The sequence below is a fragment of the Vibrio echinoideorum genome (assembly GCF_024347455.1).
GTDB lineage: Bacteria > Pseudomonadota > Gammaproteobacteria > Enterobacterales > Vibrionaceae > Vibrio > Vibrio echinoideorum.
Genome location: NZ_AP025484.1, coordinates 1,011,919 through 1,031,927 on the forward strand (window position 1 = coordinate 1,011,919; position 20,009 = coordinate 1,031,927).

The following is a 20,009-nucleotide window of genomic DNA, read 5'->3' on the forward strand; positions in this document are numbered from 1 at the left end:
ATCAAAAAACATACAGCAAAAGGGATTCAATCAGCGTAATCGAACACTACCACTTCTTCATAAAACGACCGACTAAACTTGGGTGATAAGCCCAACAATGGTCAAACATGGTCATAAGTTGCGGGTTGCCGTATTTAGAAAGGCTTACCGCATGGAAACGGTTTTTGTGTTCTTTGAGCTTTTCTACTTGGGCAATCATTTCATCAGATTGCTTTGGCGCGATAAAATCGGATAGCACGATCAAATCTGCATTCTTGTATTTATCACCCGTCATCAAATCAATCGACTTCATTAGAACCGGTTCTAAATCGGTACCGCCGTGGAACGAGTAGCTTAAGAAGTCACTAGCTTCACGCAAACCATCTTGCCTTGTTAACTCATAGGTGATCTGCTCAGAAGAGAACAGAATCACGTAACAGTCTCTCTCTTCCGCAAGAGCAATTTGCATCAACGCATAAGCCATCGCTTTGGCCGATTGCTCTGGGAAGCCACTCATTGAACCTGAAGCATCCACGCAGACGATGAACGGCCCTTTTTCAATATCGATGTTCTTGCTATCTGGCTTTTGCGCTTTAACTTTACGTAACGTACGAGATTTACCTTGTGAGCGATAGCTCAACAGGCGCTTGTCCGCCAAGTGTTTGTAAAAGATAACTTCAAGTTCAGGGTAAGCTAAAAACATGGTTTCGTTTGGAAGCATCTTGTTTAGATCGTCGCTTTCATGAATCCCCACGATATCGTCGACCGCTTCATCACTTTTCTCTTCCACCATCTGCAGTTCTTCTACAGGTGCTTTGTGTAGAGAAGGATCATCTTCCTCACCTGCCATTCGACCTAGTTTTTCAGCTATCTCTCGTAAACCTTTATGCTTGTTCAAAAACTCGGCATGACGCTTCATTACCGTTAAGTCAGTTTTACTGAGCTTAGCTGATGCCATATCCCACAAGCGTCCTACGCTGCCTTCATCACCAGATTCCGTCACTTTATCCATGTTTTTCATGGTTTCCATGCGCTGATATAAGTCGGCGAGTACCTTTTCTTTACTGGTTTCAAGCTCGATCACTTGAGCTTGCTTGATTGCATCAGAAAGTGATTGATACCACTGGTCGCAGAAATAATGAGGGAACATTGCGTTGTAAACGCCCTTGTTATGTTCCATTAGACGTCTTGCTTGTAGATAAAATGCAGAGTGCCACTCCAGTTTTTTGATGACACTGTCTATGTCATCAAAAAACTGGGACTCATTCCAATAAATAACTTCTTGATAGAGCGCAAGTTCCTCTTGGAACCTATCGGTCTCACACACTTTGGTCACGCGTTTTTTCACTTTCCCGCGCCATTTGACCAAGTGGTTTTTTACTGACGTCTTCACGCCTTTGTTTTCAGCAGCCATCATAACTTGAGATCGAGCGATGAGATCATTCATCGCCGTATCAATAATGCCTGAGTCAGCAACCATTAAAGCAAGGTTTAAGCCGTCTGCTCCTAACATACTCGTCTCCCTTACTCGAAGTACTGACTCATAAACTTAATACGTTGGGCGATTTTACTGCTCTTCACTTTTGTGGTCTCAAGATCTTGAGTTACCGCTTGTAAGCTTGACTCCATCGCTTTTGGTAGCTCAGGGTCGATGTAGCTATGAGGTAGTGCATCGTGGAACTCGGTGCGTACTCTCTTTAACTTGAACTCGGCTTCAGTCAACTGTTCTAGTGCTCTCTCCGCGCCACTTAACCACTTGTTGTACAATTCTTGGTCCAATCCATCAGATGTCACGACACTCACCAATACAGAACGATTGGCGATATCTTTAATAACCAACTGGTTTGAAGCATCGAGATCCAGTTTTAAACGGCACAGGTTTTTGTTTTCGTTAACGTAACCATAAATATCACCATGGCCTTCTTTTAGCACACGGTCGAAGTCATCCTTAGCTACGTATACCCAACGGCTATCCCCTTTCTCTGATTCAGAAACTGACATGTTGCTTTGAAGCAATACCAACTTCACTAGGTTGTATGCGCTGCCAACGCTGTACATCTTCGCGTTTTTGATATCGTTTTGATAAACGTCTTTACGCAGCAAGCCGCTGGTTGACTCCATCGACAACGATACAGACAACGTCGATTCGACATCGTCTTGAATTTCTTCTAACTCTTCACGTGACATATCGATCTGAGCTTTCGACTCTTGTTGGTCAAACGCTCGATTCAATGCAAAGTCTTTTACAACACTACGAACCACATCACGCGATTCTGGGCTATGCCATAAACAATCTTGCAGTAGCATAATATCCAATGGATTCACGCTATCTCGACCACTGAAGAACGCACTCGCTTTCAATAGCTTAACGGCTTTCTTCCAACGTCTGTCCGAAACGTACAACTCAGTCTCTGCAGATGAACCTTGTTTCTTGACCGTCTCTTCAAGCATGGTTTTAAGTTCAAACAGCTTGTCAAACGAGTTATCAGTCAGTTCCAACTTATCGAGTTCTTTCTGCCATTGATGGTATTCAATATCAGTAATCGCTAAGCCTTTTGGAATAACCGCCTCTTGAGATGTGCCAGTAGTCAGCATCGATTTAAAGTTTTGTTTGTTTTGAATACGGTTTACAAACACGCGAACCAGCATTCGGTCATACAGTGCTTCTAAGCCACTGTCTTCATCTGGAAGTTCGTTTGATGCAGACACTAACAAACGCATTGGCACGCGTTCAATTTCACTGCCATTTTTGAATGTTTTTTCGTTTACCACAGTCAGCAACGTATTAAGGATCGCAGGGCCGGCTTTCCAGATCTCATCAAGGAATACGACTTGTGCTGTTGGTAAGTAACCTTCGGTCAATCTTACATAGCGACCGTTGTCTTTTAATTCTTGAATGCTTAATGGGCCAAATACTTCCTCTGGTGTAGAGAAACGCGTCATCAAATATTCGAAATAACTACTGTTGTCAAAAGCCTGAATGAGGCGTTTTGCGATAAGGCTTTTTGCAATACCTGGAGGGCCCAATAAAAACACACTTTCGCCAGCCAGAGCAGCCAGCAAACATAGCTTAATCGTGTCTTCTCTTTCATAGACACCATCAGACAGAGCATGCGCTAATTTATTGATTCTTTCAGAGAGTAGCGCCTTGTCAGCATGTGAGGAAATAGAAGGGTTCATGCGTTACTCCGAAAATCTTTGAACAGTTGAGAGTGTAGATATGTTTTTATACATTTGTTAGCACTTTGTTACAAGTGTATTTTATTATTGAGTTGCATTTATATCAGATGGTTACGGTCGTAATTTTGGCGCAATCATAGATTCCAAATATGAGAGTAACCTCACGATCGGTGTGAAACTAAATCTATAGCTAAGCCTAAATTTTCTTTTATTTTCGACACCATAGACGTTAAGGTGGTGCACGTCTTCAGTTATCGACAAATTGGCAAGGAATGTGGCCAGACTGCATGAGTAAAGTTATCCATCAATGGAAAAGTATTTCTCTCATAGAAGAGAACGTGACGCTCCCTACGAATGTCGTGGTAAAACATACAACAATACACCACCCTGGCGCGGCAGTTATTCTACCAATCACTTCGTCTGGAAAGATTATCCTCATTAACCAATTCCGCCCTTCGCTTAAAAAGTGGTTGTTAGAGCTACCCGCAGGAACGATGGAAGTTGATGAGACACCACTTGAGTGTGCACAACGCGAGCTCGAAGAAGAGACAGGCTACAGTGCTTGCTCGTTCCAAAGTTTGGGGCAAGTTACCCCACTCGCAGGGTTCTGCGATGAAATACAATATTTGTTCGTTGCAAAAGATCTCAACCACACAACTCGCTTCGAGTGTGATGAAGATGAAGTAATAGAAGTCATCGAGCTTAGCTTAGAAGAATTGCACGATAAAATACGACACGATCAAATTACCGATACAAAAACCATCGCTTGTTTAAGCAAAGCACAACTATGTGGCTATTTATAAGACTCTAGGAGAGAAATATGGACTTTCGTTCTGATACCGTAACCAAGCCTTCACAAGCTATGCGTGATGTAATGGCGAACGCAGATGTGGGTGACGATGTCTACGGAGATGACCCTACCGTAAACGGTCTAGAGCAATGGGCTGCCAATGAAACCGGCTTTGAAGCTGCAATGTTCACCTCTTCTGGCACTCAAGCCAACTTACTTGGCCTCATGGCTCACTGCGAACGTGGTGACGAGTATCTGTGTGGCCAACAAGCTCACAACTACAAATACGAAGCCGGCGGCGCTGCTGTTTTAGGTTCTATTCAGCCTCAGCCAATCGAGAACAACCCAGACGGCACGTTAGATTTTAAAAAACTTGCAGCTGCGATTAAACCAGATGACAGCCACTTTGCGCGTACTAAGCTTTTGAGTTTAGAAAATACGATTAATGGTAAAGTGCTGCCAATGTCTTACTTAGTTGAGGCTCGTGATTTCGTAAACCAACATGGTCTACAAATGCATTTAGATGGCGCACGTGTTTACAACGCTGCTATCGCTTTAGATGTCCACGTAAAAGAAATCGCACAGCACTTCGACTCAATGACGATTTGTTTATCGAAAGGTTTAGGCGCTCCGGTCGGTTCGCTACTTTTGGGCAACAAAGAGTACATCGCTAAAGCCCGTCGTCTCCGTAAGATGGTTGGTGGCGGTATGCGTCAAGCCGGTATTCTTGCTGCTGCAGGTAAAATGGCGCTGACTGAAAATGTTGCTCAACTAAAAGTTGACCACGAGAACGCGAAAAACCTAGCAATTGGCCTAAGTAAACTGGAAGGTTTCTCTGTTAATCCTGATTTCATTCAAACTAACATCGTGTTTGCTAAGTTAGATGAATCTGTGGATATTAACCGCATCGCGCGCGAGTTAGGTGAACAAGGTATTACGATGTCACCGAGTAATCCTGTTCGGTTTGTTACTCACCGTGATATTAACGCGGAAGACATTGCTCGCTTCCTAGTCGCTATAGAGAAGTCGCTATAAATTCGTAACACAAGATCGATTGAACGTACTGACGACTAAGCACAGTATTGCTACAAAATGACCATTAATACTATTTAGCATTAATGGTCTTTTTTGATTTCTATTACCCATTTCGTTAAACACTCAATTTGCTTACCCGTATTAAATATACTTCTACCTAACCACCCACCAATATACACTTTAAATATCAATCACATCAATTCAATAACTCTGCGTTATTTCCATTAACTGACCATTATAGATACCCTTTCTTTCAAATATCTCAATCAATATTCTTATGCAATCTGGACCGAGTAAATCCAATAACATCGATTGGTTAAATAGCTACCCTAGCGATCAAAGAATTTACCTTGCTGAAGTTTACATTAGCGTAATGCAAGAAGACTTAGAGCAACTAAGGGATACAAAGCCTGAGCGCGCAAAAACCTTGCAAATCATGCACCGCATAAAGGGTGGCCTTTCTTCAATCGGACACCTCCCACTAGAGCAACTCATTAAAGTTGAAGAGCAAGATTTGAAAGCCGGAAATAACAATGTCGAACAGACAAATTTCAATACGATTAAATTAATCTCACACAGTGTCGAGTTAATTGAAGATTGGCTTAATATTAATAGCGTAGGAAATTAATTGAATCATTGTAGGATTTTTCTTGTTTTCACTCTCAGATACTTTTAGCTATTTCCGTTTTGTTACAATTAGCTAAATTTAGTCAACAGTTAAAATAATGAATAACGATATAAAAAAATATACGGTACTGGTTGCAGACGACTCTCGACTCGTTACAAGCAGTGTAACCACAATTTTGCGCCAAATCGGTTTTGAATCCATATCTTATGCATACAAACCTTTCGATGTTATTCATCAATGCCGCCAGAACTCGTTTGACATTATAATCTGTGACTACAACTTCCAAACCCAATTGACGGGCTACCAACTGCTGGAAGAACTCAAACACGCTCGAATTTTAAAATCGACGACGGTTTTTATGTTCCTTACTGGTGAAAATGATTACAACGTCGTGCGATCTATCGTGGATTCAGACCCTGACGATTACCTGCTTAAACCCTTTAATAAACAGTTCTTTATTAAACGGATATTTTCATCCTTAAATCGCAAAGTGGTCCTCTCGCCGATCTTTGAGAAGTTAACTGAACTCGATTTTGCTGGTGTTGTGCGTGAGTGCGACGAGCTTCAGCCATTTCACCCTGAATACTCGAAACTTATCCGAAAGTACAAAGCCTCTGCCTTGCTAAAAAGTAAGCAGTTTAATAAAGCTCAAGAAGAGTATGAAAGCTTACTCGAAGAAGATGACTTGGACTGGATTAAAACCGGCCTAGCGAGCACGCTCATTGAAACAGACCAAGTGGATGAAGCCAAAGAAATCCTCAGCTTAGTAAAATCCAGAAAGAACAACCCATACTTTCACGACGAAATGTCGAACATATACTCAATTGAAGAAGACCTGCCCAACGCGATAGATCATTTGAAACAGTCAGCGATGTTACTTGATGCGGGCGCACATCGTGAATTGGTGATTGCGAATCTATCTATCGCTGCTGGGGCTTATCAAGACTCTTTTACTTATATGAAAAGGTATTACGAGAAGAACATTAATACCTTTCGTGGTGGGTTTTATACAAAGATTAACTACATGCGTACTTTTCTCTATAAACAAACACTTGGAGGTTCAATAAACCTCTTTGAAAGGCAACTTATTTCATACAATTCGATTCTCAATGATATCGGTAAAACGCCAGAGCTTATTCTTCAGGATAAACTTATCTCTGCGCACATTGGATTGATCAAAGGTGACCTAAAAACGGCAACGCTAAGTATCAAACAAGCTCTCAATTATACCTCTGAGTTTCATTTTTATGATTTCTACCACCTTTGCTTCTTATTGGAACAATGCTCATTTTTAAGCGAAACACCGACATTCGTAGCAAGGTTGGAAGACAGCATTAATAAAGACCAACACCCGAGTATTATTCGGAGCCAAATTCATATGCTCAATGGCTTTAAAGAACGCTTGCAAACATCACAGCAACAGTTAAGTAATATCAGAAAAGAAATGATACTCATGAAATCATCGGACCGTCTAACAAAAGACAAACAGCTCGATTACTATCTCGATATTCATAATCTTTTGCCGCATTCGAAAAAGACATGTTTGGCAATTATCAAGCTTTCAGCCTTGCTCAGCACTCCCTATGAAGGTAAACACGATATTCGTATCAAAATAAACAAGTGCAACGACGTATTGGTTAACTTATATACTAAAGAAGAGTTGAGCAGTCTAAATTACAACCAAATACTGTATAAAGCACGAGGTCGCGCTACCTATTAGTCACGTTATCTTTAAGTAAGTAGTAACGCGCATCCTTTGTAAATACCAGATTTTCAAAATGTTAAAATGTCATTTTCACCCTAACCTCTATATTTTTACATAGAATTATCGCTTATCACAATCTTAGAACTCTAAGAGACAGGACGTCACATAGCAATAACGTAGGTGACTTATGACAAATCAGAACGTTCTAATCATAGATGAACAACCTCTTTACCGAGAAGCACTTGCCGAGTTGATCATGGACTCGCTAAATGTTGAAGATCTCTATAAAACTACCGATACCGACAAAGTACTGAAGCTAGTAAAAAACCAGAGCATTGATTTGATTGTTCTCGATGTGACGTTAACAAACAACGATGGTATGAACCTTGCGAAGATAATCAAGGCGCACGGTTACGAAGGAAAGTTACTATTTGTCTCTTCTTTAGATAACTCAAGCTTGTCTGAGGTAGCTCTATCATTAGGTGCCAACGGGTTTCTTAGTAAAAACGAAAGCCATGAATCCATTCGCTTCGCCCTATCCAGCATTATGAAAGGTTATTCGTTGTTCAAATCAGATCAAAAGAACAGTGGCAAAAACACTAAGCTATCCAATAAAGAAGCGATCGTTTTCCAGTATCTGATTCAAGGATACTCGAACAAACTTATCTCAGAAAAACTGTCTCTAAGTGCCAAGACTATCAGCACTTATAAAACGAGAATTCTAAGTAAGTACCGAGCCAACTCGATCGTTGAACTGGTTCAACTTAACGATACAATTTAGCCAATTAGTTTCTTAGATAATATTGATGCCTTACAACGCGATTAACGTGTTCAAGCTATTGAGCTATTGAGCTATTGAGCTAAGTTTAAGTTCTTTTCAATCACGCTAATGAGTAGTTGATGAAGTGCGTTGTTACGGTGTGTCTGTTTAATATATGTCGCAATTTTTGGGCGTCCTGTCGAATAGTAAGATTCCGGAATCTCAATAAATTTAAAACCATCTATCGATTGACCAAAATTCATCATCATAGTCGCACATCTACGTCGCTTTAATAATCTAAGCAAAAGGCCAATATCCCCGACAGTTACCTTAGATTCAATCTGATAACCTTTCTTCTCTAAGATCATTCGCACAACTTGCTTAGGTCCTTTCCAGCCTTTAAGTTCCAAAAAAATAAAAGGCAGTGAGAGTGCCGTTTCTAAAGAGTCTGCTTCCATATCATCAGGAACCACAATTCCTACTGGTAACGCCCCAACCGGTTGTTGGTAGATGCTCTTTGGGCAGTCTTCGTTAAAGTGATGCATATACACATCCACATTACCATCCGAGATACTTTCGATCGGCTTGTCGGTAGGGCTCACTATATTAATCGAAGTGTTCGGCAGTAATTCAAACAGATCATTCAAAATTACCTCGCCCAGAAAGTATTGTGCAACCTGCGGCATCGAGATGGTGATCGGTTTGTCATAAGTTAACGGGTCAAAGGCACTCGTCCCCATACAAGACTCAAGGCTGTCTAACCCAGCCTGAATGGCGGGAAGCTGCTCCTTCAGAAAGTCGGTGCTTTCAAAATGGTGTGCATGTCGGATAAACAACTCGTCACGAAGCTGGTCTCTTAAGCGAGCAAGGTACTTACTGATAGAAGCTTCGCTCTTGCCAAGAATCTTAGCCACAGGCTTAAGTTGTTGGTGTTTATCCAACAACACCAAGATACGTAGAAGATTTAGATCTAAATCTTTATTCACGGCAATACCCTTCATCGTAATATCATAAGCTTAACTAACATGTACACGTTAGTATTTAAGTCTAGTCAATACAAGGAAGTGAATCATTGCTGACGTTATCCTTTCCACTAGCAATAATAAATGACTTCCATCTCACATAACGAAGCGTTAAATCGATAGATTAGATGAAATAGATTCTCGATTAGCGCTGCGCCTTTTGCTCATAAAGCTTTTCATCAGCCTTATGGAGTACACTTTCCAGAGACTCACTCGCTCCTTTAAATGCGACCCCAACACTCACCGAAACATCAAAACCCAATGAAGCAACTTTAGATTCTGTCACTTGTGCTTTTAAAATCTCCGATGCTTTCTTAGCATTTTCAAAACTGCAGTTCGGCATGATGACGATAAACTCATCGCCGCCAACTCTTACCAAGAAATCATCACGGCGGAAAACGTCTTTCATTGAATGAGCGATATGTTGAATCACCTCGTCACCCCAGTTGTGACCAAGGTTATCGTTGATCTTCTTGATTTGGTCACCATCAATGGCGATAACCGAACAAGCTTTGCCTAGTACTGCTTGATTGAATGACGGCTCGTTATAAATTCGACGATTATACAACCCTGTCAGTTCGTCTTTTAACGCCGTGTGTTTTGCATCCACCAATTCGTCTTTAGTAATCTTAGCTTTGCTTACATAGAACAGATAATTAAGGCTCGCCAAAAATAATATGACAAACACCCAACAGTAATCAATAAACAACTTTGAATACGGATAACGATACGTATAGGTTGTTTCGTTATCCGCAACCACCGTTTTAGAGTGATTAAAATTGAGATAGGGATAACCAGGGTATGTCACAATTAAATTATTAATATCATTTACTTTTTCATAGCTAATCTCTAAACCATTGGTTAGATAGTCTCCAATATTAACGTTCGATACATAGTCCCCAATGATTTCCCCTCTTTCATATACAGGAGCGACAATCGAAATGACTTCTTCATTAGTTCTAACATCGGTATGAGGAGGCGATATAATCACTCTATCTGCTAATTGATGTTCTTTGACCTTTGTGGAGCACAACTCTTCACCACTACAAATATCTGACGATAGAAAGTTTTCTATAGGTGTTAGTTTCTCTAACTTATCCGGGAAAATGTACTTGAGTCCAGAATATGAACGATAGAAGTAAACAAAATTATTACTGTCATCTCCTAGGCTTCTGTAGTATGAGATTTTATGCATAATATTTCTAACTATAACTTCAGAACGATTGAGTTCAGGGTCACTCAATGTAAAAATACTATTACTAAAGTTGGTCTCATCAACACTAACCACGTCATAGAGTCCCTTACCTGATGTGTGGTAAATTTGAGATTCAGTGAACAAGCTAAACAGGATTATATTTTCTTTGTGTTTATCTAACTTCAATGTGCTCAAGTCGAACATTTTGATATCATTGTTAATCGTAGAAGCACCAAAAGTCACTATTAGCAATAGAAAGAGCGATGATGAAAAAATTAATGAAATCGTCGCCATTTTAAATTTTGGCATCAACTTGATGATTCGTTTGGTCGTCATAATTCAATCACTCTCGACAACTCGACAATACTGTCAACGCTGTACTTGATAAGCATCCTTCTTTTATAAGTACTGATTGTTTTCTCACTGATAGAGAGAAACTCGGCTGCATCTTTGTTAGTCATCCCCTTCAACAATAACTTTGCAACCGTCGCTTCACGAGCAGAGAGCTTAAGAGCTAATTTGGCCTTCTGTGGGTCATTAACCTCTTTAAAAAACGAGTAACCTTTTGCAATAGCTTCAATCGCGTCTTTGAGCACGCTGTAATGCTCAGACTTGCACACAAAACCATGAGCCCCTACTTTGAACGCCATTTCACTGTAGTAAGCACTGGTTTCGGCAGAATAGAACACCACCCTCCCTTTGAAACCATGCGATCTAATACGGCGATAAAAATCGAAGCCATCGCAATCATTTAGATTCACATCAAGGATCAGTAAGTCGATGTTTGATTTACGAACAAAATCATTGGCAGTTTTCAAATCTGAAGCCACGTTGACTTGAGCAATGTGGGGGGAAGATTCAACAAGTGATTTGATCGCAACACAAACCAGAGGGTGATCATCAAAGATTAAACAGTTCATTAATATCTATATCTATATTTTTGACAAGTTCTAACGGCAATGGCTTTGACACGAAATATCCCTGACACACTTCCACACCGTATTCCTTTAGCAAAGACCAAGTTTCGTGGTCTTCCACCCCTTCAGCGACAAGCTTAATGCCAAGGTTTTTCGCTAAGCCACATATTGATAAAACGATATTCTTCTTTTTTTGATCCCCTTTAATTTCAAAAACAAACGAACGGTCAATTTTCATTTCGTTGAACGGCAGTTGAGCCAATTTTTCCAAGGTCGAATTACCCGTCCCAAAATCATCAATCGATACAGTCACGTCATTCACCCTCAGCTTAGTGAGGTTCTTGTACAAAGAGACACTGTTACGGTAGGTGTCACGCTCGGTGATCTCGATAATGAATGCCGAAGGGCTCACCTCTCGCTCTAGGCATCGAGCAATAAAGGTTTGAGCAAAGTCGCTGTCTTCTAAATTGAACTGATCAACATTAATGGCGATTTTCTTGTCCAGATTTCGAATTTTAATGTCATCTAGCGCGTTGTCTAAAACGGTATCAAACAGCTCTGCTGACAACTTACATCGAGTCACAATAGGCAAGAACACGTCTGGGGTTAGCACACCGTATTCAGGGTGCACCCATCGCGCCAGCGCTTCATAACCCGACAAATGCTCCGTAACAAAGTCAACTTTAGGCTGGTAGTAGTTCTGTATTTGCCCTGTTGCTAATGCAACCAGAAACTCTTCGTCAGTTACCTCAATCTTCTTCCTCGCAGGAAAAGCTGTGGTGGCTGACTTGAGTCTCATCGCTAGCACATCTTCAATCGACTTTTGGGTATATGGCTTTTCAATGATGTCTAACACATCAAATGGAAAGCCTTCGCACATGGCACGAATAGCTGAAATCACTGTCAGTTCCACGGAGCTAATCAAGACAACATTGCCTTGGTAATTTACTTCGTCCAACATAAACATCATGTCTATTCCGTCATGAACTGGCATTTGAATATCACAAAAGATGATATCGTAATTTGTAGTAGTGACACTTTCACAAGCCTCTAACGCGTTATCAAAAACGGTGACCTTGCAGCCTAACTTAGTTAACAGCTGTTTTAGCAACACGAGATGAATCGGGTGATCGTCAACAATCATGATTGTAAGGTTAGTGTTCATTGGCTTTTAACCACGTTTTTGTAAATTCAATTTCCGACACAATGGCCCCGACCAGTTTCTCTAACTTTTCTTTATTTGCTTTTGGCTTACAACATTCAATGTCTTGACACAGGGCGGAAATTTCACTTGCACCGACTGCGTTTAACGCCCCTTTTATTCGATGGATCGTTCGGTTTATGGTTGGCGAATTGAAATCGATATTCTCGACATCTTGACTCATAGTATCGATAAATACGTTGGCCACTGCGATTGCGTCATTTTTGTCAAATCGAGTTAGCCAAGTGGGAACTAGAACAGAAGGCCTAGCATGTTTCCCCAAGATGGCTAACAGCTTAGACACGCTGAATGGCTTATAAAGAATATCATCAATCGCAATATGCTTGGTTTTCTCACGAGCGACTCGAGAATCTTCCGCAGTAATACCTATAACAACAATGTCCTTAAAATTCACACTGGTTTTTATTGATCCGCACCAGAAGTTTTAGACACTGAGTTAAGTGAGAATAATCACTAATGAGGTGAACCATTACAAGCAAGAAAAAACGTTTATCAACTCTCCTGAATTTGAGTTATCTAGTCATGGTAATATTTTGCTCACACATACTAAAAAAATTTTGGCACTATACCGAAGATTAGATGAAAACTTAAACAAAGCTGAACAGTCATCAAGTGTTTCTATTGCAATTGAAGACTCGATTTCAAACAACATAGTAAATCCAATAATAAATCAATTATCAGCTATGGGCATAGTAGACTTCTCAATAAGTAAATTTAGCACAAATTCACCCCCTCAATTAGGTAGCTTTGACCTTATTTTTAGTTCAAATTTTATACCAGAAGAACAGGGGCGAACTTATCAACTCAGAATTATTAACTATGTGATAGCTTATAATAAGGAATATAGTTGCCAATATCGATTTAACCGCGTGGTATACTTTGACCAACTGTCCAAGTTACGCGCTAAATCTATATTAAAAAGCCATAATTTCGACACTAGTCATGTAAAAAGTTGGATTTCTACTAATTCTTCAAAGTACTATCAATCAGAACTACTCGACGATGAAACAATATGTATATTTCCTGAGTTTACATTACTGTGTGATAGGTTTAAAAAAACAACTATCGAATTTCAGATTAAAATGTACGCATGGTGTAGAAATCAACTATCTTCAGATCTTAAAGATTATGAATTTATAGATAAAATAAAAAATTTGTAATATAAAATGTCCGCCTTTTTAGGTGGCAACTTTGTTATACCCCTATAAATCTCTTTGTTGCGTAATTAAATTTAGAGATAGAGCTACCCCCTTTCGTGTATTCCTTAATCAATACGACAAGTTTCAGGCATACCTAACCCAGTAAGCTTGTTCAACGCTTTTATCATTGCGTAAGTTTCATCCACCTGGGCATTGTAATTTCTTAAGCTTATTTTCCCTCCTAGCAACTGTTTAACTCGATACATCGCTATTTCTGACAATGAACGTTTGTGGTATCCATACCGCTCTTTCCAATACTTATTTGAGCCGTATAACTTCTGGCAACCCACGACGAGATTTCGAGGGTGACCACGCTCCCAGAAGGCTGCCCCTTCTCTTGGGGGAATAAGCACAATGGCTCCCTTAATCTTAATAGTAACGTGACGCGCTCTCTTGTCGTAAGCGCCACCACCAGACACCTCAAGGATACTTCGGCGTGTTTGTTTCAGTAAGTTCGGGAGTACTTCTCCATCTGTAACCGTTGATAAACTTAGCTCGGCAGCAATGATCTCATGAGTGCTTGCATTGACTGTAATATGAAGCTTTCGCCAGACTCTACGCTTGCCATCCGCCCCGTGTTTTTTGACTTTCCATTCACCTTCGCCATAAATCTTAAAGCCAGTCGCATCAATGGCTAGGTGTTGTATCGCTCCTCTCGTTTCACCATGAGTGCTATCGTGACAGCTAAATCACTGAACCGACGTGGGCTACCGCGCTTATTCTGTTTGCTTTGTGCCCACCCGCTTATTCCCTCTTCATTAATCCAAAAGGTCAGAGAGCCACGGTTAATAAGTAATTGGTTGTTTTGTAACGGGGTTTAGGCATAGAGCTACGAGAGGTAGTGAACGTAGCTGATCAGATCGTAGGTTCTTGATTTAGTTCCATTGAATTACGCAACACATTCGAAATTATGTAACAGTCCAATTCAATATAAAAGTCATCAAATAGTTTATTCATTATTTATTCACAACGCTTAGTTTATTATCGCCACCATCTTTTCTGGTCGTAAAAAATCATATCGATCTCTTTTCACAGGCAGTTATATGAAAAAAAGCTTAATTGTTGCGATTCTTTGTTCAGTATCCCTCAACACATTCGCTGATGACTATGTCGTCGGTAAACTTGCTCCGGAAAAAACGGTTATAGTCAAAAGTGAAGTTACAGGAGTAGTCGGTCAATTCAACGTCGATAATGGTGATACCGTAACACTTGAATCACCACTACTTTCAATATCAAAAATTGATTATTCATTGAATTTGGAATTAGCGAAATACGACATAGACGTGAAGTATGCGGAGCTAGAAACTCAAGAGAAACAACTCCAACGTTACCAGTCCCTTTTGAAAAGTAATGGTATTTCTAAAGGTAACTTTGAAGAACAACTTCGTGTCACTAACATCAGTAGAGCTCAGTACAACATTAGTAAAACTCAATATAAAATAGCCGAGCGCACACTCAATAAAGCATCACTAAAAGCACCATTTGGCGGCTTTATTACCCAACGTTCAGTTGAAGTAGGTCAATTTATCTCTATAGGTGACCCTCTTTATACCATTGCCGACTTAACAAAATTAACAGTTCAATTTTACCTCTTAGAAACTGATTTTGACCAATTTCAAAAAGGTGACAATGTGAGCGTTTATATTCCTTCAACGGAACAAACCTTATCAGGAACAGTGTCAACATTCTCTCCAGTAAAGCAAGATAACGACCCTGGGTTCTTGGTTAAAGTAACACTAGATAATACCCACAACCAGCTTTATCCAGGAATGGAAGCGTATGTACACTTCAATGAGGCGGTGAAATGAATAAGTTGATATCACTCCTTCTTGAACGTAGGTTTGCTGCAAAACTACTGACATTATTCATTATTACGATTGGAGCTTGGACAGCTTCTAACCTTCCATTGGCTGAAAAGCCTCGCTTTGATATGAGAGAAGGTAACATTGTTACCACTTACCCAGGAGCCACCGCACTTGATATAGAAAGCAACGTAACCAGTAAAATTGAAAAAGAATTATTGTCGATCTCTGGTATAAAGCGTTTTACCTCGACCTCAGAGAATGGTGTGTCGGACATTGCTTTTGAACTCAATACTAATGTGTCTGACTCCAATGCAGTGTATCAAGATATCCGAGATGCCATAGCTCGTGTTTCCGACCTCCCTTTAGGCGTGACTGACGCTCCAATGTTATCTATCAAAAAATCATACAGCTTAGATTTTATGGTTGTAGGTATTTCTGGAGACGTCCCGTACGGCGTATTACGAGATAAAGCCAAAAACCTTGAATTACAACTCAGACGCTTAGATGGTATTGGTGAAGTTCACGCTATCGACCTACGCACACCAGAGTTCATCATCCAGTTAGAGCCAATTTCCCTTAAACGGTATGGTCTGACTATTGATGACGTTGCGACTATTATTGCAGAAAGAAACGTTCTGATTAGTGGTGGTCGACTCGAAGAACTTAAAGATAATCCCGAACTAGTTACCAGTGAAGAGCTCAATAAACTTCAATCACTACAAGAGTTGTTCATCTCTTTTAGCCCAAGCTTACAGCTTAAGGACGTGACAAGTGACATTGTGGATGGTTTTGAAAAAGGGTCATCTTATGGGTCAATTAATGGTGAAAAGAGCATTCTTTTTGACTTACGAACCAATGAGACCGCGGATGTCATTAAAACATCTCAAGCAGTTAAAGCATTACTAGAGCAAGAGGAATTTAACTTAGGAGAACAGTACACTCTCGCGATTGGCTCAGATCTATCCGCTGACATTCAAGAGAAAGCTACTATTGTACAAAACAATGGTCTAATCGGTTTGGCATTAGTACTTGTTGTACTCGCGCTTTTTCTAAATAAGCGTGTCGCATTTTGGGTCGCTATTTCAATTCCTGTTTGTATATTCGGAACATTAGCGGCACTGCCATTTTTCGGCCAGATCCTCGATGTATTCACCCTATCAGCTCTGATTTTAATCATTGGTATCATCGTTGATGATGCCGTTGTAGTAAGCGACAAGATCGTCTCATTAGTCGAAGAAGGTCATGATATAGATTACGCAGTTGTAGAAGGCGTGAAAAGTGTTTTCCCGGCAGTTTTAGCTAGTATTTTATCGACTATGGTCGCTTTTATTCCATTGCTATTTTTTCCGGGAAACACTGGTAACTTAATGTACGTGATCCCCCTCACTGTTGTGATCGCTCTGTGTTTCTCTTTCTTAGACGCATTATTTTTCATCCCTGCTCATTTGAAAGGTGTTCTAAAAAAAGGCGCCTCTCTCAAGCAAGAGCAACGCTTGAACTTTAACGCCATGAACAAAGTCATTGCAGTTACCATCTCTCATTATAAGTTAGTGCTGCCACTAGCCGTTATTTCAATGTTAGCGGTTAGTGCTTTATCGTATAAAAACATCAGCTATTTGTTTTTTCCAACGGACGGTGCTTACTTAATTGAAGTTCAAGCTGAAGCTGACCCAGAGCTTTCACTTGACGATGTATGGCAACAAACGCAGAAGCTTGAAGTTATTTTCAAAGCAACGCCAGAAGTCAGCTATTGGTTTGGTGAGGTAGGCTCACCAACTAGTAGTTGGGTTCTATCACTAACCCCACCAAATGATCGTGAAAGATTGGCAGAGCAAATCGTTGAAGATTGGGAAAATCAAATCCAAGCAATCGAAGGGCTAAGCCAAGTTGAGTTTGATATTGATGGCGGCGGACCACCAGTTGGTCGTCCCATCGATCTTCGAGTTGTCGGTGGCAAAGATGAAGGCAGGCAACAACTTGCTGATGATCTTACTCTCTACCTTAGCTCACTTGACGGAACACGCCGTGTTAAACGTGACACTAGTGAGCCCAGCCCACAGATTGAAGTTAAATTGCAACACCGCTGGTTAAAGTACTATGGTATCAGTGCCACTCAAGTAGGTGACATCATAAAATACGCAATTGAAGGGCAACGTGTTACTCGTATTTTCAACGGTAAAGAGGAAATGCATTTTCGCGTTACTTTAGAAGATAACGATAAAACGCTACTAGAACTAGACAACATAGCTGTAAGAGCTCAAGACGGTCGCCTAGTGCCTCTAAAAGAACTCGTACGTTGGAAGTACAGTGAAGCTACCGCTACTATTGACCACTTTAATAGTGAAAGAGTCATTCGAGTGTCTTCTAGTGTTGACTCTACATTAACCGATCCAATATCGGTTTTTGAGCAGGTTCAAGCTGAATTTACTAACAAGGATTACGGTGGTGCACGCATTGTGCCTATGGGGCAAATTTTAGAAACTCAAGAGGCTCAAACTGGCTTTATCATCGCTATTACTTTAGCTCTTATCGGGATAGCTATAATTTTACTCTTGTTATTTGATAACATCATCGAGTCATTAATTGTCCTAGCTGTTATCCCGTTTGGTATCGGTGGTGCCCTATTTATCCTATTCTTGCATAATCAAGTTCTAAGTTTTTTCTCTATCATAGGGATGATTGCCCTAATTGGGATTATGGTGAACAACAGTTTAGTTCTAGTCTGGCACCTAAAAGATAGTAAAAATGATCGGAAAGTACTTTCTACGGTAGATTTTGTGATCAAAGGAACGCAAAGCCGAGCAAGAGCTATAAGTTTAACGACGATCACAACAGTTGCTGGCTTAATCCCACTTGCGTATGGTTTTGGAGGCTATGATAACTATATGTCACCAATGGCACTAGTTGTTGGTTGGGGGTGTGTAATTTCCTTGATTGTCACTTTAACTATTGTTCCTTCAATCTATTTATGGGTCACAAGATTAACAGAGCACCAAAACCAAGACTCCACCGATTTACGAAGTAATCAAGAACTAAATATTGTAAACACTAAGACATAGCATATAGATTTAACCACTCCAACAAGAAGAAAACATCAAGCAGTCTAATTTTTGACTGCTTGATGTGTTTTCAACAAGACAAAATACTTAAAACTAGTCTCCTCTCATTATCTTGATTTAATTTATTATCTTTAATCCATTAAGCTCGATAAAAATTAAAACCAACATTTGGCATTGCCGACATACCACCCAATCATTTTTTTATCTTCGATTTTGATCTGCTCCAGTAAGACTGGACACCGCATTAAGCGACATATTGTTTTTCAAAGTTAACTGGGCTTAGATACCCAAGAGCACTGTGCCTTCTTGTTCGATTATAATCAACTTCGATGTATTCAAAGAGTGCTTGACGCATCTCTTCTCGGGTCATTATCGACTCGTATTGGACGGCTTCTACTTTCATTGAGTGGAAAAAGCTTTCAACACAAGCGTTGTCCCAGCAATTTCCCTTCCTACTCATACTTTGCTTTAGATTATGAGCTGCGATTAAGTCGCGGTAGTCTTTTGAACAATATTGGCTACCTCTATCACTATGGATAATCACTTCTTCTGGCATGCCTCTGCGGAACAATGCCATTGATAGCGCATCACAGACCAGAGTTGCGGTCATTCTGGTACTCATTGACCAACCAACTACTTGCCGTGAGTACAAGTCGATAACAACGGCTAAATACATCCAGCCTTCGCTTGTCGCTAGATAAGTGATATCTCCAGCCCATTTTTGGTTTGGTGCTGTCGCATTAAAGTCTTGCTCAAGCAAATTCGGGGCTACAGGAAGTCTATGCTTACTGTCTGTCGTACATTTGAATTTACGGGCGGCCTTCGCAACTAACCCCTGACGCCTCATGCTCGCGGCGATGGTTTTTACATCGTGTTTATTACCATTTTCTTCAAGTTCTTTTTGAATGCGCCTTGCACCATCACGCTCCTTTTTATCATCAAAGACTTCACGAACTTTGCTATCAAGCTGCTTTCGGTGTTCGTTGCGTTGGGTGACTTTATGCCGATTATCAATCCAATAATAAAACCCACTTCGAGAAACCCCAAACACCTTAGCCATACGGACAACCTTATACTGCATCAGGTGTTCGAGCATAAACTCATAGCAATCTACTTTAGATTTTTCGCGAAGTAGGTGGCGGCCTTTTTTACGATATCTAGCTCTTCAGCTTGCTCTGCCAATAATCGTTTGAGTTTGGCATTTTCAGTGGCTAGTTCCTTTTCTCTATCGCTGATTTTCGCATCTTTTTTGACGGCTTTACGCCACCCATAAATTTGAGATTCATATAGCGAAAGCTGTCGTGCGGCGGCAGCGACACCGACTTTCTCTGCTAACTTAAGCGCTTCGGCTTTAAATTCAGGAGCATGTTTAATTCGTGTTTTCTTAGTTGTCATTGTTCACCTCGTTAGTGATTGTACTCACTTAACTCAGTGTCCAAAACTTCTGGTGCGGATCATTTCGTCATAATAGCTGTAATGGACATATCTTATTTCCCCTTAATACCATCAAACA

Annotated in this window: 16 protein-coding genes and 1 pseudogene; 8 read left to right on the plus strand and 9 right to left on the minus strand. The window is 40.4% G+C overall.

Going from position 1 to position 20,009, the window contains the following annotated elements; translation table 11 throughout:
• Nucleotides 1-46: 46 nt before the first annotated feature.
• Entirely contained in the window at nucleotides 47-1,492 is a 1,446-nt protein-coding gene (viaA, locus tag OCV36_RS20765; RefSeq protein WP_135459223.1) for an ATPase RavA stimulator ViaA, read from the minus strand.
• An 11-nt stretch (nucleotides 1,493-1,503) separates the two neighbouring features.
• On the minus strand, nucleotides 1,504-3,159 hold the full coding sequence (locus OCV36_RS20770; RefSeq protein ID WP_017076024.1) for an ATPase RavA domain-containing protein: 1,656 nt from the start codon (nucleotides 3,157-3,159) through the stop codon (nucleotides 1,504-1,506).
• A gap of 287 nt (nucleotides 3,160-3,446) precedes the next feature.
• Here OCV36_RS20770 and OCV36_RS20775 point away from each other — a divergent pair, with 287 nt between their 5' ends.
• The 5 genes from OCV36_RS20775 to OCV36_RS20795 all read left to right on the plus strand — a co-directional run bounded on the left by OCV36_RS20775 (nucleotide 3,447) and on the right by OCV36_RS20795 (nucleotide 8,098).
• Entirely contained in the window at nucleotides 3,447-3,962 is a 516-nt protein-coding gene (locus OCV36_RS20775) for an NUDIX hydrolase (RefSeq protein WP_029225183.1), read from the plus strand.
• 17 nt (nucleotides 3,963-3,979) lie between these two features.
• On the plus strand, nucleotides 3,980-4,984 hold the full coding sequence (gene ltaE, locus OCV36_RS20780; RefSeq protein WP_135459225.1) for a low-specificity L-threonine aldolase: 1,005 nt from the start codon (nucleotides 3,980-3,982) through the stop codon (nucleotides 4,982-4,984).
• Nucleotides 4,985-5,261: 277 nt separating this feature from the next.
• Nucleotides 5,262-5,612 (plus strand): Hpt domain-containing protein, encoded by a 351-nt coding sequence (locus OCV36_RS20785; RefSeq protein ID WP_135459227.1) that lies wholly within the window; start codon nucleotides 5,262-5,264, stop codon nucleotides 5,610-5,612.
• A 97-nt stretch (nucleotides 5,613-5,709) separates the two neighbouring features.
• Nucleotides 5,710-7,332, plus strand: a complete 1,623-nt coding sequence (locus OCV36_RS20790) for a response regulator (protein WP_135459229.1) — start codon at nucleotides 5,710-5,712, stop codon at nucleotides 7,330-7,332.
• Between the two features lie 172 nt (nucleotides 7,333-7,504).
• Nucleotides 7,505-8,098: a response regulator transcription factor gene (locus tag OCV36_RS20795; protein ID WP_135459230.1), complete on the plus strand. Its 594-nt coding sequence runs from the start codon at nucleotides 7,505-7,507 to the stop codon at nucleotides 8,096-8,098.
• A 71-nt stretch (nucleotides 8,099-8,169) separates the two neighbouring features.
• On the opposite strand, the gene OCV36_RS20800 is transcribed toward OCV36_RS20795, so the two are convergent.
• The 5 genes from OCV36_RS20800 to OCV36_RS20820 all read right to left on the minus strand — a co-directional run bounded on the left by OCV36_RS20800 (nucleotide 8,170) and on the right by OCV36_RS20820 (nucleotide 12,827).
• Nucleotides 8,170-9,063 (minus strand): LysR family transcriptional regulator, encoded by an 894-nt coding sequence (locus OCV36_RS20800; protein WP_135459232.1) that lies wholly within the window; start codon nucleotides 9,061-9,063, stop codon nucleotides 8,170-8,172.
• Between the two features lie 181 nt (nucleotides 9,064-9,244).
• A complete protein-coding gene (locus OCV36_RS20805) occupies nucleotides 9,245-10,630 on the minus strand; it encodes a GGDEF domain-containing protein (protein ID WP_135459234.1) in 1,386 nt (461 codons plus the stop codon).
• A complete protein-coding gene (locus OCV36_RS20810) occupies nucleotides 10,627-11,214 on the minus strand; it encodes a response regulator transcription factor (protein WP_135459236.1) in 588 nt (195 codons plus the stop codon). Before OCV36_RS20810 ends, OCV36_RS20805 begins: the two co-directional genes overlap by 4 nt.
• A complete protein-coding gene (locus OCV36_RS20815; RefSeq protein WP_135459238.1) occupies nucleotides 11,195-12,376 on the minus strand; it encodes an EAL domain-containing response regulator in 1,182 nt (393 codons plus the stop codon). The genes OCV36_RS20810 and OCV36_RS20815 overlap by 20 nt, the downstream gene beginning before the upstream one ends.
• Nucleotides 12,366-12,827 (minus strand): Hpt domain-containing protein, encoded by a 462-nt coding sequence (locus OCV36_RS20820; protein ID WP_135459239.1) that lies wholly within the window; start codon nucleotides 12,825-12,827, stop codon nucleotides 12,366-12,368. The genes OCV36_RS20815 and OCV36_RS20820 overlap by 11 nt, the downstream gene beginning before the upstream one ends.
• A 46-nt stretch (nucleotides 12,828-12,873) precedes the next feature.
• Here OCV36_RS20820 and OCV36_RS20825 point away from each other — a divergent pair, with 46 nt between their 5' ends.
• Nucleotides 12,874-13,593, plus strand: a complete 720-nt coding sequence (locus OCV36_RS20825; RefSeq protein WP_135459241.1) for a hypothetical protein — start codon at nucleotides 12,874-12,876, stop codon at nucleotides 13,591-13,593.
• Nucleotides 13,594-13,697: 104 nt separating this feature from the next.
• Here OCV36_RS20825 and OCV36_RS20830 read toward each other — a convergent pair.
• Nucleotides 13,698-14,457 (minus strand): annotated as a pseudogene (locus OCV36_RS20830) (IS5 family transposase).
• Nucleotides 14,458-14,675: 218 nt separating this feature from the next.
• Between OCV36_RS20830 and OCV36_RS20835 the strand changes: the two are divergent.
• Nucleotides 14,676-15,440 carry an efflux RND transporter periplasmic adaptor subunit gene (locus OCV36_RS20835; protein WP_135459243.1) on the plus strand — a complete coding sequence of 255 codons (765 nt, stop codon included), beginning with the start codon at nucleotides 14,676-14,678 and terminating at the stop codon, nucleotides 15,438-15,440.
• Nucleotides 15,437-18,496, plus strand: a complete 3,060-nt coding sequence (locus tag OCV36_RS20840; RefSeq protein WP_135459245.1) for an efflux RND transporter permease subunit — start codon at nucleotides 15,437-15,439, stop codon at nucleotides 18,494-18,496. Before OCV36_RS20835 ends, OCV36_RS20840 begins: the two co-directional genes overlap by 4 nt.
• 244 nt (nucleotides 18,497-18,740) lie before the next feature.
• Here the strand turns inward: OCV36_RS20840 and OCV36_RS20845 are convergent.
• Nucleotides 18,741-19,891 (minus strand): IS3 family transposase gene (locus tag OCV36_RS20845; RefSeq protein ID WP_226980827.1). Its coding sequence is split into 2 segments (ribosomal slippage): nucleotides 18,741-19,648 and nucleotides 19,648-19,891, totalling 1,152 coding nucleotides; the frame shifts between segments, so codons are not numbered across the junction.
• Nucleotides 19,892-20,009: the final 118 nt, after the last annotated feature.

Excerpts from the sequence above, each read along its gene's own strand:
- OCV36_RS20795 (WP_135459230.1), top strand. The coding sequence starts at position 7,505 with ATGACAAATCAGAACGTTCTAATCATAGATGAACAACCTCTTTACCGA.
- OCV36_RS20805 (WP_135459234.1), bottom strand. The coding sequence starts at position 10,630 with ATGACGACCAAACGAATCATCAAGTTGATGCCAAAATTTAAAATGGCG.
- OCV36_RS20770 (WP_017076024.1), bottom strand. The coding sequence starts at position 3,159 with ATGAACCCTTCTATTTCCTCACATGCTGACAAGGCGCTACTCTCTGAA.
- OCV36_RS20840 (WP_135459245.1), top strand. The coding sequence starts at position 15,437 with ATGAATAAGTTGATATCACTCCTTCTTGAACGTAGGTTTGCTGCAAAA.
- ltaE (WP_135459225.1), top strand. The coding sequence starts at position 3,980 with ATGGACTTTCGTTCTGATACCGTAACCAAGCCTTCACAAGCTATGCGT.
- viaA (WP_135459223.1), bottom strand. The coding sequence starts at position 1,492 with ATGTTAGGAGCAGACGGCTTAAACCTTGCTTTAATGGTTGCTGACTCA.
- OCV36_RS20775 (WP_029225183.1), top strand. The coding sequence starts at position 3,447 with ATGAGTAAAGTTATCCATCAATGGAAAAGTATTTCTCTCATAGAAGAG.
- OCV36_RS20835 (WP_135459243.1), top strand. The coding sequence starts at position 14,676 with ATGAAAAAAAGCTTAATTGTTGCGATTCTTTGTTCAGTATCCCTCAAC.
- OCV36_RS20785 (WP_135459227.1), top strand. The coding sequence starts at position 5,262 with ATGCAATCTGGACCGAGTAAATCCAATAACATCGATTGGTTAAATAGC.
- OCV36_RS20810 (WP_135459236.1), bottom strand. The coding sequence starts at position 11,214 with ATGAACTGTTTAATCTTTGATGATCACCCTCTGGTTTGTGTTGCGATC.
- OCV36_RS20790 (WP_135459229.1), top strand. The coding sequence starts at position 5,710 with ATGAATAACGATATAAAAAAATATACGGTACTGGTTGCAGACGACTCT.
- OCV36_RS20815 (WP_135459238.1), bottom strand. The coding sequence starts at position 12,376 with ATGAACACTAACCTTACAATCATGATTGTTGACGATCACCCGATTCAT.